We start from the raw sequence: 17,192 nt of genomic DNA on the forward strand, positions 1-17,192 counted from the left end.
TATCCTCCTCAAAAGCTGATCAACCCCACAGCCTTCTTCAAAATCAGCAGGGCATCGGATATATCAATCCTGTTGTCCGGGGCAGTTAACGGAGCGACGTCTCCGTGATACATATCTTCATTTGTTGCTGTAGCAAGGCCGACCGCAATACGCAATGCCTTGAGCGCATCGCAGACGCTTACCGCAGCGCCGCCGCATAATTTACCATCAGAGAGGATGACTGTTATAACTGCCGTTTGCGTGGCGATGTTCCCGGTAAGGTCGGCAGCGGTAACAGTAATGCTGTTTGCTCCCGGGGACAATCCGCTGACAGGGACGCTCCATGCCGTGCCGCTGACAGTGACTGAGCCTGCGACAGCCGGAGCGCTGACCGTGACCTCCGGGACCACGCCGGCTTCCACTGTCCCGGAGATCAGCTTAGTTGTGGAAGTGGAAGTGGCGATGGCATCAATAGTAAGGGCAGGAGCTGAAATATCTGGACCGCTCACCGGCCAGGCCATAAGGAGGCCGCTTCCCTTTGAGGCGGCATTAACACTTCCGTCAAACACGCTGACCACCCATGCTGTCTTTGTGTCGGCTGCGCTTGTCGTTGAGGACCAGAAGACGTACTCCTTTACCATAAGAGGCACAAAAGGACTCAGGTCGGGGAGAGCAGGATTTCCAGTTGCATAATCTATATGGCTTCGCACCTCCTTCCGGTTAGGTAGCCGCCAGTTGCTAAGGCCGAGATATGAATTTTGATTAAGACACTTTATATGGTCGAGTGCCTCCTGCCAGTTCATTACATGTCCGGTATCGGGACAGGCAGCAGGTCCGGGGCTGTTTGCGTCAAGGGGCCAGATGAGGCCGGTCAGTTTGTCAACAGCAAGGGTCGCGGCAGAGCTCGGGCCTACATTCGTTTTGAATCTGGGAGAAGGCCACGCCGCGCCTGCAAGCATCTCTCCGTCCTGGCCCGCCAGACTGGTGCCGCAGGGATTGATTCTACTGCCTGCAACATCGAAACACTTTGTCTGTCCGGTCTTCCATAACTGAGTTGATAAGCCGCGCACAGGCCAGACAGCCCTTGTAAGGTCTTTATCAGAGGTCAATGCCAAGTCGCCTGAAACGAGGGACACGTCCCATGCGTCAGGTGCTGGAGGCACGGCCTTGAGATTGCTGTTATCGTTTGTGGAAGTCCAGTACAGGTCCGCCTGGACCAGGGTAAAGCCGTTCGCGATTAAATAGACTGATGAATTCGCTGCTCCTGCATGGACCAGGCTCTCCATCTCGTTAAGGTTTGGAAGACGCCAGTCGGCGAAGCCGGAAAAATTATTAGCGTTGAGGCATGTCACAAAAGCAAGGGCCTGCTGCCATGTCATTTTGCTCCCGGCGTTTACGCATACACCCGGAGAAGGGTCCGGGGCATTCGCGTTCTTGCTCCAGATAAGCCCGGTAAGATTGTCGGTTATAGTTGCATTGCCGTTATCGCTGAACCGCACAGGCCACGCTGCTCCGGCCTGCTTCTCGCCGTCTTCTCCGGTGCCAAGACACGCGCGGGGATTCCCGTTTATATCAAAGCATGCTGTCTGACCGGTTGCAGGTAGTTGAACGGCATTTGAAAGCTCCGGCACGATCAGCAGGAAAGTTATAACAAGTGTCACTATTTTATTGATCATGAATATCTCCTTTTCACTTTTCATTGCCGCCTACCTCACCGCCGCAGGGTATGCCGGGCGGGACGTTCCCAGCGGTGACGATTGAACGCTGATAGTGCGGGTTGCGTCAGGGAGAACAGAAGAACCGCTCTGGCGGAAACTCCACAACCCTTCAATGGGAGATGCTGTGCCGATGACCGTGCCGGTCAGGCTGTTGCCGCTGTAAATAGTTATCGTGGTCGCAAGCAGGTTCGTCGTAGTCCCTTCAACAACCCAGTCGCCGGTAGTGGCAGTAGCTGTCCTGAACTGTGCCCTGAGAACTGTAACTGTCTCGGAAACCGGCGATGTAACGCTCACTGTGACTGTCGCGGAATTGGAGACATTGCCGATGATATCTTTCACTGTGTATGTGAAGACATCTGTGCCGGTAAAACCGGTAACCGGCGTATAGGTAATCGTGCCGTCAAGGTTAGCTGCTGCCGTGCCGTGAAGCGGAGCAGAAGCCGCGAGCGTGTTCGGCGCAAGGGCATTGCTGACGCCGGTATCATTGGCTGTCACGTTTATTGTCTTTGATACATTCATCGCAGTCATGGCAGCGTCGTTTGCCGCGACCGGCGGGGTGTTCATATTCCTGAAGATCGTTGCAACCGGCAGAGTAGTAGTATTGCCAATGGCATCATTAGCGCTGACTTCAATAGTATTATCTCCTGCGTTCGTAAGCCCGGCGGTATAACTCCATGAGGTTCCGGTCACGGTCGCAGCAGACGCTGCGCCTCCGTTGACTGAAACATGCACCGCGGCCCCTGCCTCCACTGTGCCGGAGATAATCTGTGTAGACAAGCCGGTCGGGGTTGATACAGCATTAAGTGTAAGAGAAGGCGGAGTTGTGTCAAGAGTTATCGTAGCTGTTATCGATGTCTGTATACTGCTGGCGATCTCGACAGCGCTGACCTCAATGGCGTTTGCTCCTTCCTGAAATCCGCCGATATCAGCGCTCCAGGTTATGCCGGTCACAATTGCATTGACCGGCGCGCCGCCGTTGACTGTAACAGCCGGGGTCGTCATACCGGCTTGCACTGTTCCTGAAATTGTTTGAGCAGTTGAATTAGTAGGGCTGAGCACTGCATTGAGCGTGAGGGCAAGCTGCGGCGCTGGCACTCCGTTTGAGTCACGGGCGGGAATATGGGTCAACACTTCGGGGTCGCCTTCCGGAATAAACAGCTCAGGATGGTCGAAGGGCGCTGACTCGTTCCTGACCCTCGGATCTGTAAGAGCTGTGAGGAAATCGGTTATAGCTACATGGAGGGTCTGGTTATTTGATATCAGCGTGAGTCCGGCGCCGATTACAGGGTCAAGGTTATGGATGTTTTCTGCCGGGAAGTTTCCGCCCCGGGAATAAAAGTTCACAACACTATCAAGAGTCATTTCACTGCCGTTATGAAAGTAAGGGCCGGTCAGCTCCACGTTTCGCAGCCCCGGAACTTTGAATGCGCCGTCTGCGACAACAGGCATATTGACCGGAATGAAGGACTGGAGTATCGGGGTTTCGAAAGGTAAAAGGGCCTGCTCCTGGAGCTCTGCAAGACGCGAGAATGAAAGCGGAAACGGCTGTCCTGTCAGCAGGTTGGTAAAAGGCGCTGTCCCGCCCCTGCTGAGGTCCTCGGCGGTCGGTCTTATTGCGTTATTTACAAAGCCCTCGTCGTAGATATTCTGCACGCCGTCTGCCGCGAACATCAACTCTATTGTGTTATTAATGGTATTGTTCAAAAACCCAATGTTGGCAATAGAGTGGGCGGTCAATTCGGTGCCGATGTGGCAGACAGTGCAATTGCCGACACCTGCGAAGAGAGAGAACCCGAACTGCTGTTGTTCAGTGAGTGCGGTTGTATCCCCCGCCAGCCAGCGATCGAACGGGGAGTCGCCGGAGACCAGAGTTGCCTCATAGAGCTGAATAGCAAGCCCCCAGAAGAGAGAGAAGTTCGCCTCCATCTGGGTAAACCCGTCAGGCGTAAGCTTCGACGAATTCCAGAGGTTGTCGTTAAAAGCCTCCCTTATCAACTGAGCATAGCCAGTATGGAGCCCTTTGGCGCCGGGAGTGACGGCAGAGTTGGCAAGGCCGCCAAGCACACTGTCATCATGACTGACGAGCTGCTTGCCGAGTGGTGTCAAACCGAGCAGCTTTCTGCCAAGCATGGGAAAGGTGCGGCCCCTGCCTGACATCTCGACGGAGTCAAGAGGGGGGCCCACCGCCTGGGAGGCGAGGCTCGCGAATTCTATGACAACAGGCCGCTTCACAAGCTGCGGCTGAGCAGGATCGTCAAACCAGACGCCCGCATTCGCATCTGCGGGGCCGAAAGGATTTTCTCCATTAAAGCGGAAGTTGGCCCGGCCGTCCCAGAAGTTGGTGAAATTAAATACGGCATTTATCATGGTCGGTGCATTGCGGCCGGTAACCCGCCGGAGATTGCCGTACACAGGATCGTGGAAAACAGTGTCAGCTTCGGCAGCAAGCGCACTGTCCACAGACGGGTCCGGGAAGACGCCGACCCCGACGAAATCGGAGAGGCGGACCCCCTGTGACCCGATCACATCATTGGTATCGCGAATGATCGGATCAGTCTGTAAGTGACCGGAGCCATCCCGTTGATGCAGGGGAAAGTCATTGACCGGGTCCAGAGTATAGTTCGGTCCGAACTGAGAAAACCCGTTGACCCCCAATGTATTGTTTCCGAAGATCGTATCGCCGGCTTTTGTTCCGGGGTTAAGAGTATTCTTGAGCCGTTTGTCCACGCCGGCGCTGTGATGGCATGTCGCACAGGCCACAATGCCGTCGCTCCCCGCCTGCATCTCCCAGAAGAATGCCTTTCCGATCTGGATTGCAATGCTTTTGTTTTTCACATAGGTGAAGAGCTGCGGCGGCTCTGTGACCGCGCTCTGGTTGAGCGGGTTCAGTGCGGGCGGGGGCACAACAATTATTCCCCACGCTGTCCTGACGATCATAACAGCGCAGACTATCGCTATTGCCAGCAAACATATGGCAGCTTGTGATGTTAAATAATGTTGCCGTTTTTTCATCGCGATCTCTTGTGCTCTAACTTCCAAATTAGAATCAGTCCTAATTTTGAACAGTAATCTTTTTCTGTCATTCCGGCGGCTCCAACTCTGTCATTCCGGCTTGTCCGGAATCTTCTCCAAAAAGAATTCCCGGCGCGCTTCGCTTGCGGGAATGACGACCCAAAACACCCTTCTCACTTTACGCGCTAATAACAATCGGTATCCTTCCGTTCAACAAAGAAGCCCCTGTCCTGTTGTGAATGAACTCCACATTAGCAAAGCTACTAAAGGGCGTCGCCGATCTCATCAGCACATCAAACCGCCGCGCAGTTGAAAGCTCATAGGGCGTATTTGCCGGCAGCAGAAAAGGTTTGGTGTACTGGTTCAGCGGCGGCACTCCCAGCGCCCTGCCGTCAAAGGCGATGATCACGACATCTATAGGGAATGTGATCTTGATGCCGACATAGGCAGCGCAGAGAGCGCGTATAAGTATCGTCTGATTTACCTTTGCATTGACCGAGACCTGCATCCCTGTTACCCCGCTGTTCAGGTACGGTGGAACGGTGATTCCGGGGGCAATGCTTATCGTGTTTCCGACATGGGCCGGAAACGGAACGCCTGTGCAAAAAAAGTAATCGGGATTGAAGTCGTGAAAATCCCCTAACATAAACTGGTCATTGCTTCCGGGCTGGCTTCCATGCTTTGGAAAGGTATCAAAGGCGCCGCTCATATTATCACTCCATACGGAATCACGGTCATCAAGCACCCAGAGCGCTTCCACATCATAGGGTATTGTCATAGCGTGAGGGTCGCCGCTTCTAAGGTCTCCTCCGGTAAAACCCGGGAACATAGCCTGGAACTCCGGGAAATTAGTGAAGTTGGCCGCGGTCCTGCGAGGATAGCCTCCGGCATAATCAGGCAGCGCCGGGTTCTGCTGGTTGAACGCGTCGGGCGGCTCTATAAGGAGCATTCCGTACAACCCGAACTCAAAGTGCTGCATTGTGTTTCTGTGGCAGTGGTAAAAATAGGTGCCGATGAAATTGGGCTGCCACTGATAAGTATATTTTCCAAGCTCCATAGAGCAGTGCCCTACCCCGTCATTCATCGGGGTCGGCTCTATGCCGTGCCAGTGAATGGTATGGGGCGGCGGGCCGCCTGCGCTGGTCTGGCCATGGAAAACAACCCCGCGCGGCACGCGGATAGTCGGCCCCGGCCATACACCGCCTACTCCATTTGTAGCAACAGGATCAAAAGTCTGGAAAATATCCGGGTCCATAAAGGTGAAGAACCTGAGCGCTTTTAAGCCGTCCCACGAGGTGATAGTCCCTCCATGCATCAGGCTCCGGCCCACCGTATGAGGCGGCGACGGAACGTACCCCACTGTTGTAGGCGTAAATTCGGGATGCGCCGCCCTGATAAATTCCGGCACAGGGTTTGTCGGGCTCAAAAGCTCCGGCGTGTCCGGGCTTGCCGTAGGGGGGTCAAACATCTTGACCCACTCCCCTTCCATCCCTTGCACCGACTGTCTTTGAATATGAAATGCTGGATTATTGAATGACATGTTGTATCTCCTTCTTGATGAAAATTCTCATTTAATGACCATGCCCTGCAAACTCCACTGTTGCCGGGCCTGTAGATTCAGGGCCGTGCATGTCAGGCGCGTTAGGGAACGTCATCACCCCGCCTGCGGCATTGCGGTCTCCGGTGAAATTTATACCTGAGATCAACCCGCAATTGTAATTGCCTCCCTGCGCCGACTGCGATGCCTCTGAATGGTCGTGCATTGGGTAACAGAGGGGTGACAACTGCACCGAGAGATCAACACCATTGCCGGCTATTGTTCCTTTCGGCGGGATAAAGGTGTTCAGTTCCTGGTCCGGCGGCCAGACCGGCTTGCCGGTGACTGGCGAGGTGAGCGGAGTGTCCGCGCGCCCGATGCCCCCGACATTTGGAATGTCCGGCGGCCTGATATAGGGCACCAGCCATTCATAGGTGTCCAGCGCATGCAGCGTATAGCTGTCCACCCATAGTGGATTTTCTCTGACCACATTATTTTCTGCCAGCACAAATACGTGGTTTGCGTGTATGTGCAGGGAATGCATGTGCAGCCCCGCGTTGAGACAGCGGATAATTACCGGCTCGCCCACGCGGTTGTTCGGGCAGATGTAAGGATTGTTGTGGGAGAAATGTCCGGACTGCCCGTTGATGGTAAAGAAGTGCGCCTTCTTGTTGAAGCTTCCATTCTTAAATGAATTTACATAAGGATCGTTCAGGAATGCATCCACGAAGGTTGCGGCAGGGTAATCCTGCCCTGCGGGATACTGCCCCACCTCCTGAAACAGCAGTGGACTGGCCTGATGACACAGCCAGATGTACTGCCTGAAGGCCGGGGTCTTGCCTGTAGAAGAATTGTCAGCCTCCTCCCATGCGAGACCGGGCCAGTGCTCGGCTGTTCCAAGGTCATCAAACAACTGCTGCACCGCGGTTGTGGGATTGCTGAACGGGGTAAATTTATGACCGGCAACTGCCTGCCTCGGCATAACTACAAGCGCGCCGTGAAGTCCCATCACGCGGTTTACAGGCTCGTTAAGATTATCATAGTAGAGAAATGTGCCTGTCTTTGAAAGTGTGAATTCAAAGGTCTGTGTAGCTCCCGGCGCAACCGGACCGCTGCTGAACATGCCGGGCACATGAAGAGCGTGGGGTTCGTCAAGATCATTGGTCAGAGTCAGTCTGATAACGTCTCCCTGAAACGCAATGATATTGGGTCCCGGACAATCAGCATCTAAGTGAGGAGATTCACTCTTGTATATCCAGAAGTAGCAGCGCGCGTTTCTTAACGAATTGTGGGTGACCATATCTTTCATCGCATCAGTAATGCGGAATGTAATAGCCTGGATCACCGGCGTTACTGGAATTGGGTCCTGGGTGCTCGGAAAATTACCACCTCCATTACCATCACCACTTCCATTGCCACTGCTATTACCGCCGGAGCTGCTGCCGCCTCCACCGCCGCCTCCACCGCCGCAGGCGCCGAGAACGATAGTCGCTATCCCGCCTCCCGCGTAAATAAGGAATTGACGCCTGTCAATCAATGCTTTCTTAATGCTGTTGTTTTTCAAGGTGCGACCCTCCTTTATTCTTTTTTTTTATAACCACTGAGTCACTGAGACACAGAGAAAATATATAATCCTTCTTATTTATCTTCCTCCGTGCCTCTGTGCCTCTGTGGTTTACGAATTGACCTTTCTAATTTTCAAGTTCAGCTTCTTCCACCAAAATACCGGCAGGCGGAGTGCTGAACGCTCCCTTCACCTTAACGAGCGTGCCTCCAGTAGTCCCGCTCTTCGCAGTGATTGCCGCAAAGAATGATTGCGCTGTGGTAATGCTGCTGTCTTCGTCCAGACTGAACTGAACAGCGGCGCCGCTCAGATCAGCGGTGATGCCGAGCATCGTAAGGGTTAAGTTCGTAGCGTCTTTTGCTTCCACCTCTGCCTGAAGTGTATCTTTGCATGAGTTGCCATCATCTTTTATTTCACTGGCGATTATGTTGCCTGAGGAATCTACAAAGCCGCGCATCTGGACACACGCTTCAGTGCCGGTAAAGCTGGTATCTTTGGTCATGTCGTTGATCGTAACGGTCTTTCCCATCATGATGATCTGGCCGGGCAAACCTGTAAGGTCCAGATTATCGGTAGTTATGCGGACCACCTTCTTCTTAAACTTAATTTCCCGCGCCTGAAATGACCCGCCGTTCATTGTGCCGTCGACTTCTACAGAAACACCGTTTGCAAGGTCTATTGACGAACCGCTGCTGAACTCCGTTGCTGATGTTGTTGTCACGGAGACGGTGCCGACATTGAATGTCCCCGGATGCGCGGTGAATCCGGCAATAAACCCTTCTATCTCGAAGTCCTCATTTTCCGCAGGCACAAATTCCGCGTCTTCCTCATCTTCAAACTGTACTTTGGCAGCCGTGATCACGCCGCCTGCCAGAGAACCTTCAACTTCAACAAGTTCGCCGTTGACCAGCGTCATGCCCGCAGGCTCGATCGTTGCAGTAGCAAAGTTCACTACCTGTGTGCCGATAGTAAACGTCGTTGCAGTGAGATTGCCAATCATACCCCTGAGATTCACTCCATCGTCAGCAAACTCGTTTTTCAGCTCTACGCGGGTGGCAATGATATTGCCCATATCGTCTCTTTGGCCGTGCACTTCCACCTCTGTAGTACCGGCAACAATATCAGCAAGCAGGCCATTTGCAAAAACAGTCGAGTCATCAACAATAACCTTCTGTCCGGCTACCGTTAAAGTGTCAGGGTTCGCTGTCGTATCCTTCGCGGTTACGTTCCCCTGGACTTCATTTTCAGCTTCAATTGTGTCTGCCGTTCCGGTAACGCCGTCGTCATTAACAGTCCCTTTGACATGCACCTGCATCCCGTCCTTAAGCTCTGTCTCCGGTCTGCCGGGGTTGTCATCAATCCTAATAGAGGCGCCTGAAGCTACAGTGAACTCAACACCGTTTACAATTACGCTGCCCTTTGTCATTGTGCCGGACATTACCGCAGCCTTCGCAGTCCCGCCACCACCGCCGCTTCCTCCGCTGCTTCCGCTGCTTCCGCCGCCTCCGCCTCCACAGGCGATTAATGCTAAAGCGGCAAATACCGCAAACAGGATTGTAAATATATTTTGTTTTCTCACTTTGTCCTCCCTTTTAAGTGTTTTAATTTAATTTCAACAATTCATTTGTCAATTTAAATATTTCCAGATATGCCTCCTGCCGTCACCTCCTTATACAATTTTGCCTTACCCGTTAATCCAAACTTAACTATTGGCATAATATTTTTTTTACTTCTGCGGTTGGCTTTTGCAAAGATAATGCCATTTGAAAAGTTTGTGTAAAATTAAAGGGTTTTTGATTATTACGTGTTGATGGAGCTCATTATGAATGGCCTATTTTGAACTAACAGGTCCATTTTAGGCCATATGCTCCGGCCTTAAGTTTCTCCTGAAATATCGTCAATTCAGCGAGCGTCTGCCCTGTCATAAGCAGAGTATCTCATGAAAAAAATGACCCGCAATCTTCACCCGGACTGTTCCCTCTTGCCGCAAAGAAATCGATGTGGTATATAAACCAAGATAAGGTGAAAAACTTTCAAAGGAGAAAACCATGAAAAGAAAAAGTGTTCTGTTTGCTGTAGCTGTTCTCATTGTTTTGGCTGCAAGCGGCGCGGCATTCGCGCATCATGCATCCATCGGATCAGGCATCGGGCAGGCAGGCCCGGTAACAACCGTTTCCGCTTCAACGCTCAGCAAAGGCAGCTTCAATTTTGAGGTCCTTTTCGAGTACCAGAAGTTCGATACATTTTCCGACAGTGAACTGTTAGGGTTTGCCAGGAGCGGAGATGAGGGCATCCACAACGTCGAATCATTATTCAGTCCTTCAATCGGCCTTGCGTACGGAGCAGCGGACAATCTGACCGTTCATTTACGGATACCCTACGTGTCGATGAAGGGAGTGTCCATGAACATTTGATTTGACCGGCCCGATCTGTCGTCTCAGCCCGATCTTCCCTCCTAATGGAACGGGACAATGGCATACCCTTTATTCTGATATCCGACAAGCGAGACCCAGCCGTTGCCGACAAGCTTGATGCCGGAGAGTATGTCATTGTAGTCTACCTTAAGCAAACGGGCTGCAAGGGCGCATACCTCAAAGTCCACGCCGATGCCCCTGAGTTCCGTTATCATCTTTGCGATGTCATCAAGTTTCTTCTGGCGTTCAGGCGGCATCCCTTCCCTTTTTTTGGATACGAGGGGGACCGCGCCGCCGTGTATCTGGACAATCATGACAGGCTTGACTCCCTGTTTGAGCATACTGTCATGCGTGTCTTTTATTACAGACAGATACAGGAACAAATTCTCAGGGTCTCCGATCCCGGCTTCAAAAATGACCTTTCCCTCTTTTAGCCCCTTCAATGAATCCGCGTCATCCGGTTCAGCCGCCTGCGCGAAAGATAAGACCCAAAGCAGTGTGAAAGCCAGTGTTAAGGCCATCACCGAAGAAATTTTACTCGTCTTCATATTGACCGTCCTTTCTTTTGTTTGTTTGTTTTATTAATAAATATTAGCATGGTTACACGTGAAGTCAAGACGACAAATCAATAAGTTCAAAAACCGTTTGACAATTTTATAAGGCAGTGCAATATTACAAATATAGACGGCATAACCGGGGGGGGTAATTTATTTTATTCAATCGACAAACGGCTTATTATATTTTTGCTTCAGAGCATGTAGTTATGTCTTTAACTCTCTGCCCTATGCTCTATGCTCGCAGGCTTTCATTTCAGATGAAAGATATTAAAGGCCATGAAAGATAAAGGCAAGACAAAAGAACAGCTTATTAATGAACTGGCGCAGCTGCGGAGGCGTGTTGTCAAGCTGGAGACTTTTAAGGCCAGACATGGTCGTGTTGAGAAGGAACTGCAGAAGACCAATGAACGGCTGCATGCTGTCCTGAAAGCTTCGCCGGAAGCTATTGTGACACTCGACAATGACGGAATAGTCACAATGTGGAACGACGCTGCGGAGCGTATATTCGGCTGGAGCAAAAATGAAGTGATCGGAAAATTCAATCCGATAGTGCCTGAAAATAAATTTGAGGAATTCCTTTCATTGCGTGAAAGGGTGATGAAAGGTGAATCCCTGCACAATGTCGAGCTCAGGCGGCAGAGAAAGGACAGCTCCCCCATAGACATCAGCATATCAACGACGCCACTGATGGACCCGAAAAATAAGATAACCGGCATCCTTGCGGCAATCACGGACATCACCGGACGCAGGAAGATGGAGAAGAAGCTTCGCGCCCTGTCTCTCAAAGATGACCTCACCGGGCTATACAACCGGCGGGGTTTCCTGACCTTTGCCAGACAGCAGTTGAAGATCGCGAACCGCAGGAAAGAAGGGGTCATGCTTCTTTTTGCGGACCTCGACGGCCTGAAGATGATCAACGACGGCTTCGGGCACAAGGCGGGCGATCTCATTTTGACAAAGACAGCCGCGCTCCTCAAAAAAGTTTTTCGCGAGAGCGACATCATCGCCCGTATCGGCGGCGATGAATTTGTGGTGTTCTCAATTGAAACTCCAGAGATCGATATTGAAATAATCAAGGACCGTTTTGAAAGACACGTTGAGAATTACAATGTCAGAAGGACCCATGTATTCAGGCTCTCTATTAGCACCGGCATAGTATATTACAAACCCGGATGCCCTTATTCCATTGAAGACCTCCTGACACAAGCAGACACGCTCATGTACGAGCAGAAGAGGCAGAAGCAAAAGCCTTAGTTATCCTTAAAATGGAATTGCCAGGGGGAAGATAAAATTCCGATTGACAGATGCTGTTAAAAGCGTAGAATATAAGACGCGTCAAACCTCTTTAATAAAAGGAGTGAAACTATGCTTGAAAGCAAAAGGCAATTCAGAAGATTCGACCTTCCCCTTATTGTTAAATTCAGACCTACTTACGGGCCCACACAATATTCGCTGGGTTTGACAAAGAACATATCCTGCGACGGCCTCTGTCTCGAAGCGCGTGACTTCAATTTCATTAAATTTGAAAATCTCGAACTGGAGCTGAAATTTCCCCAGGGCAATTCCTCGGTTTCCATTTTCGGCGAAGTTATCTGGAAAAAGCAGGACGGCAACATAAGCCGCGCCGGGATCAAGCTCCGCCTGCAGGATGAGAATATAAAAAATGACATAATGGAAAAAATATCCGGCAACGCGAATATTCCCATAGACGCCCTGATGTTCGGCAAAGACATTTATCATGAGGCTGAGAAGAAAAAGGCTGTATTAAAACCGGCAAAAAAAGAAGTCCAGTCTCCCAGGGCCTTTAAGCAGGAAATTCACTTGCCGGTCCCGGTCAGTCAGGAAGGGCCGGTCATGACATCAGGCTTTACCAAAGAGTACATTGATGATTTCAAATGCAGGGTGACATTCAGACTGCCAAAAGCGGCCGCGCCCGAATGCTCAAATGTGACGATTGCCGGCGATTTTAATAACTGGGACGCTGCAGTCACCCCGATGAGTAAACTTGAGAACGGAGACTTTTGTGTATCACTGGAATTGGATGTAAGGAGAGAGTATAGATTCAAGTATCTAATTGACGGCAGCCGCTGGGAGAACGACTGGCATGCGGACAAATACCTTCCAAATTCCTTCGGCTCTGAAGACTCGGTAGTGGTCGTGTGAAAGCGGCGTTATTTTTTAATTAAGGCGTTCCAGTCCGCTGAAAATTTTTCCATGCCTTTAACAGTTAGTTCATGAGTGATGTCGTATTCCTGCCACTTTTTCGACAGGCTGATCTCTTTGTAGGGAATACTTTTCAGATTTTTCAAGGTGTAAATATAATTCTTCCCCGGCAGCGGAAGTCCTTTCTCACCCCATTCTTTTAATATGCCGTAAGGCGCCGTGATAATATCAGAGCCGAGATGCAGCGCGTACATAAAGTGGTCAAAGCTCCTGACGCTCGCGGTCAGCACCTGCACATGGCGGTCGCTATTCTGGAACATCTTCATGATATTGGCTATTAAAGTCATGCCGTTTTCTCCTTTGTCATCAAGACGCCCGATAAAAGGCGAGACAAACACGTCACCTTTTTTTGCCCCCGGGGTAGCGGCGTATACGGCTGCGGCCTGTTCCTGGGTGAAACAGAGAGTCAGGTTTACCCGCATGCCTTCAAGGACAGCCTGTCCGGCTGCCTTCAAGCCTTCCCTGTTTGTCGGGAATTTGATATGCGCATTAGGGATCCATGAGTTCATTTCCCTTCCTTGTGTGATCATCTGCCCGGCGGTCGTTAAAAGGTCCGCATATACCTCGATCGATATTGAGCCCTGCGGAATCAGCGCTGAGATCTCTCTGACAACGTTTTTATAGAATGAATAAATTTCGGCTTCGCTGAATTTCTCTCCGCTCTCAAGGCGTTTGCGCGCCTCAGGGTTTTTGGAGATGAGGGTCGGGTTTGTCGTCTGCCCGTCTAAAAAACCGATAAGCTTAATGATCTCTCTTGACTCTCCCTGATCTCCGCCGTCTAAAAAAATTCTTGTCTTCAGGTCTTGCGGTCTCATGAAATCTCCTTTACGAAAATTCCCGGCTGACAGGAATGATAAAAAAAGGGAGGGAAAATCCCCTCCCTTTTAAAAAGATGTTCTAATAACCGGGGGCCTTTTCCTTCTTGGGCATTTCCTTCATCTCTTTCATTTCTTCTTTTTTTGTCTCGCCCATCTCGTGCTTCATTCCTTTTGTCATCGGCTTACCCAGAGATTTAATGTATGCGACGAGGTCCTTCATGTCTTCAGACTTCGGATCAATTGCCTTGCCTTTATTTGCCATGATAATGCATACATTAATTGCATCTTCAAGGTTAAGCCACATCCCCGCAGGGTTCTTCCACTCTTTTTTGGCTGCGGATTTTTCCAGGCCCTTTCCGTCCGGATGGCATGAGCTGCATGAAGCTGAGCCCTCAGCGAATTTAGGGTCGTCGAAGTACTTCTTTCCATCTTCTGCCTTACCTGCCATCTTGCTGCCTGCAAAGCCGAAACTTGCGACAAGTCCCACAACAATCATTGCAAACAGTACGATCCTTAATATCTTCATCTTTCTTTCACCTCCTTTCAATTTAGTTAGAAACAGCATTTTAATACATGCTGATTTTTTTATAGTTCAAAGCATAGCACTTTTGAAAGCAATGTCAAGAATATTTTGCATCCCGGCAGTTCAAATTTTCTTGTAACCAAAACTGTGATATATTCTTTATGAAAGGCATGACCATTTTCATCACGAGTATAGAATGAAGAAACGCCCGGCTGAAGAAAAAAGGATTGCGGACAATAACGAACACAAGGTCTTCTGGAAAAAGTGGGGGCCCTATTTAAGCGAACGCCAATGGGGAACTGTGCGTGAGGACTATAGCGAAAACAGTGACGCGTGGAATTATTTCCCCCATGAGCACGCGCGCTCCCGCGCATACCGCTGGGGGGAAGACGGCCTTGCGGGGATATCCGATATAAAACAGGACCTATGTTTCGCGCTGGCGTTGTGGAACGGCAGGGAGCCGGTTTTGAAAGAGAGGCTGTTCGGATTAAATTCCTATGAAGGCAATCACGGAGAGGACGTCAAAGAGCTTTATTATTATCTGGACAATACACCGACCCACTCTTACATGAAGTATCTGTATAAATATCCTCACGCGGAATTTCCCTACAAACAATTGCTTGAGATCAACAGAAGCAGACAGAGACAGGGGCCTGAATATGAACTGCTTGACACAGGCGTCTTTGACGACAATAAATATTTTGATGTTTTTGTTGAATATGCAAAGGCAGGACCTGACGATATTTTGATAAAGCTTGAGATATTCAACCGTGCAGAAAGCGGCGCCGAGATTACCGTGCTTCCCACGCTCTGGTTCCGAAACACATGGGCTTTCGGCAAGACAAAGACAAAACCGGACATTCATTTGATGCAAAGCCCTCCTGAATGGCACTTATTGGAAGCCGTGCATGAAGATACCGGTGCATATTATTTACACTGTGAGAAAGCGCAGTCTGTTTTATTCACGGAAAACGAAACCAATACTGAAAGACTATTTAATTTCCCAAATCTCTCGCTTTACGTGAAAGACTCTTTTCATGATGCCGTTATCAATAATAATTTTGAACTGTTCAAAGATAAATTCAACGGGACCAAATGCGCGATAGTTTACAGATATGAAATTCCCGGCGGCAGGTCAAAGACAATTAAATTGCGCCTGGCGAACAGGAAGTTTAATAAAAATCCGTTTGGACCGGAGTTTGACAAAGTGTTTCGTCAGAGAATTTCAGAGGCGGATGAATTTTACAAACAGTTCATCCCCGAAGAGCCTGTAAGCGATGTCATACAGGTGCAGAGACTGGCGTTTGCCACCCTGCTCTGGAACAAACAGTATTACAATTACGAGATGGAGACATGGTTGAACGGGGACAAAGGCCAGCCTCCTCCGCCTGAAAACAGGAAGCGCGGGCGCAATCACGACTGGAAATACCTCTTTAACAGGGACATTATTTCCATGCCCGACAAGTGGGAGTACCCGTGGTATGCGTCATGGGACCTGGCGTTTCACTGCGTCCCCCTCTCCATGATTGACCCGGATTTCGCGAAAAAGCAGATCATGCTTTTTTTAAGGGAATGGTACATGCATCCTAACGGACAGATGCCTGCCTATGAGTGGGACCTCGGAGAAGTAAATCCCCCGGTCCACGCATGGGCCGCAATGAAGATCTACGAGATCGAAAAGAAATATAAAGGAAAGGGCGACATTGTATTTCTGAAGAGGGTATTTCAGAAGCTCTTGCTAAATTTTACATGGTGGGTCAACAGAAAGGACTCCGAAGGCCATAATATTTTCCAGGGAGGATTTTTGGGCCTGGACAATATCGGGGCCTTTGACCGGAGCAAGGTGTTGCCGGCAGGCGGACATGTTGAGCAGGCGGACGGCACAAGCTGGATGGCGATGTATTGCCTGGACCTCATGGACATGGCGCTTGAGATATCACAGACTGACCCGGCTTATGAAGATATGGCTTCAAAGTTTTTTGAGCATTTCATTCATATCGCTGAATCGCTGAATGCATTCGGCAAGCACGGTCTCTGGCATGAAGAAGACGGATTTTATTATGACGCCATGCATTTACCCGACGGCAGTATCAAGCCTCTGAGGGTAAGGTCGCTGGTGGGATTGACTTCGCTGTTTGCTGTTTCAGTGATAGATAAAGATCGTCTTAACAGATTAGCGGGATTCAAGAAAAGGCTGATGTGGTTTATGAATAACAGGAAAGACCTTAATAAATATCTGGCAATCGAGGAGCTTAGCGAGGACAGGGATATTTTGCTTTCCCTCACGCCAAAAGAGAGACTTGTAAGGATTCTGCAAACCATGCTTGATGAAAATAATTTTCTGGCCCCGGGCGGAATAAGGTCCATCTCAAAATGCCACAAAGACATTCCGTTCATTATGAGGATCAATGGAGAAGAATATCGCGTGGATTATGAGCCGGGAGAATCGATAACCGGCCTCTTCGGCGGTAATTCCAACTGGAGAGGCCCCGTATGGGTGCCTATCAATTACCTGTTCATAGAGTCTCTGAAAAAATATAACCATTATTACGGTGATACCCTGACAGTTGAATTCCCCACAGGTTCAGGAAACTTCATGAACCTCTGGGATGTGGCGAAGAAACTCTCGCAAAGAATAACCGACATGTTCATCAGAGATGAGAACGGTAACAGGCCGGTACACTGCGATGAGAAACGGTACAGGGATGACCCTCACTTTAAAGACCTTGTGCTTTTCTATGAATTCTTTCACGGCGACACCTGCAAGGGCCTGGGAGCGAGTCATCAAAGCTGGACCGGGCTTGTGGCTGAGATGATCCAATGGTGCTGGTGTAAGTGAACCGATAA

12 protein-coding genes are annotated in these 17,192 nt (G+C 50.1%); 4 read left to right on the forward strand and 8 right to left on the reverse strand.

Annotated elements, in window-relative coordinates; translation table 11 throughout:
- Positions 1 to 8: 8 nt before the first annotated feature.
- From HZB61_07880 to HZB61_07900, 5 genes are all read right to left on the reverse strand, one after another.
- Positions 9 to 1,679: a DUF1566 domain-containing protein gene (locus HZB61_07880; GenBank protein MBI5056516.1), complete on the reverse strand. Its 1,671-nt coding sequence runs from the start codon at positions 1,677 to 1,679 to the stop codon at positions 9 to 11.
- Between the two features lie 6 nt (positions 1,680 to 1,685).
- The gene (locus HZB61_07885) at positions 1,686 to 4,709 is read right to left on the reverse strand and encodes a cadherin-like domain-containing protein (protein ID MBI5056517.1); all 3,024 of its coding nucleotides are present in this window, start codon (positions 4,707 to 4,709) and stop codon (positions 1,686 to 1,688) included.
- 178 nt (positions 4,710 to 4,887) lie between these two features.
- Complete coding sequence (locus tag HZB61_07890) at positions 4,888 to 6,249, reverse strand: multicopper oxidase domain-containing protein (protein ID MBI5056518.1); 1,362 nt, start codon at positions 6,247 to 6,249, stop codon at positions 4,888 to 4,890.
- Between the two features lie 31 nt (positions 6,250 to 6,280).
- Positions 6,281 to 7,810, reverse strand: coding sequence for a multicopper oxidase domain-containing protein (locus HZB61_07895; GenBank protein ID MBI5056519.1), 1,530 nt, complete (start codon positions 7,808 to 7,810; stop codon positions 6,281 to 6,283).
- A gap of 127 nt (positions 7,811 to 7,937) precedes the next feature.
- Entirely contained in the window at positions 7,938 to 9,389 is a 1,452-nt protein-coding gene (locus HZB61_07900; protein ID MBI5056520.1) for a hypothetical protein, read from the reverse strand.
- A 469-nt stretch (positions 9,390 to 9,858) separates the two neighbouring features.
- On the opposite strand from HZB61_07900, the gene HZB61_07905 reads away from it, so the two are divergent.
- Positions 9,859 to 10,224 (forward strand): hypothetical protein, encoded by a 366-nt coding sequence (locus HZB61_07905; protein ID MBI5056521.1) that lies wholly within the window; start codon positions 9,859 to 9,861, stop codon positions 10,222 to 10,224.
- A 41-nt stretch (positions 10,225 to 10,265) separates the two neighbouring features.
- On the opposite strand, the gene HZB61_07910 is transcribed toward HZB61_07905, so the two are convergent.
- The gene (locus HZB61_07910) at positions 10,266 to 10,772 is read right to left on the reverse strand and encodes a DsrE family protein (protein MBI5056522.1); all 507 of its coding nucleotides are present in this window, start codon (positions 10,770 to 10,772) and stop codon (positions 10,266 to 10,268) included.
- A gap of 285 nt (positions 10,773 to 11,057) precedes the next feature.
- Between HZB61_07910 and HZB61_07915 the strand changes: the two genes are divergently transcribed.
- On the forward strand, positions 11,058 to 12,035 hold the full coding sequence (locus tag HZB61_07915) for a diguanylate cyclase (protein MBI5056523.1): 978 nt from the start codon (positions 11,058 to 11,060) through the stop codon (positions 12,033 to 12,035).
- 111 nt (positions 12,036 to 12,146) lie between these two features.
- Positions 12,147 to 12,944, forward strand: a complete 798-nt coding sequence (locus HZB61_07920) for a PilZ domain-containing protein (protein ID MBI5056524.1) — start codon at positions 12,147 to 12,149, stop codon at positions 12,942 to 12,944.
- Between the two features lie 8 nt (positions 12,945 to 12,952).
- On the opposite strand, the gene HZB61_07925 is transcribed toward HZB61_07920, so the two are convergent.
- Positions 12,953 to 13,819 (reverse strand): transaldolase, encoded by an 867-nt coding sequence (locus HZB61_07925; protein ID MBI5056525.1) that lies wholly within the window; start codon positions 13,817 to 13,819, stop codon positions 12,953 to 12,955.
- Positions 13,820 to 13,901: 82 nt separating this feature from the next.
- Complete coding sequence (locus tag HZB61_07930; GenBank protein ID MBI5056526.1) at positions 13,902 to 14,348, reverse strand: hypothetical protein; 447 nt, start codon at positions 14,346 to 14,348, stop codon at positions 13,902 to 13,904.
- A 193-nt stretch (positions 14,349 to 14,541) separates the two neighbouring features.
- On the opposite strand from HZB61_07930, the gene HZB61_07935 reads away from it, so the two are divergent.
- Positions 14,542 to 17,184, forward strand: a complete 2,643-nt coding sequence (locus tag HZB61_07935) for a glucosidase (GenBank protein MBI5056527.1) — start codon at positions 14,542 to 14,544, stop codon at positions 17,182 to 17,184.
- Positions 17,185 to 17,192 lie beyond the last annotated feature (8 nt).

The sequence above is a fragment of the Nitrospirota bacterium genome, assembly GCA_016214845.1.
Classification (GTDB): Bacteria; Nitrospirota; Thermodesulfovibrionia; order UBA6902; family UBA6902; genus SURF-23.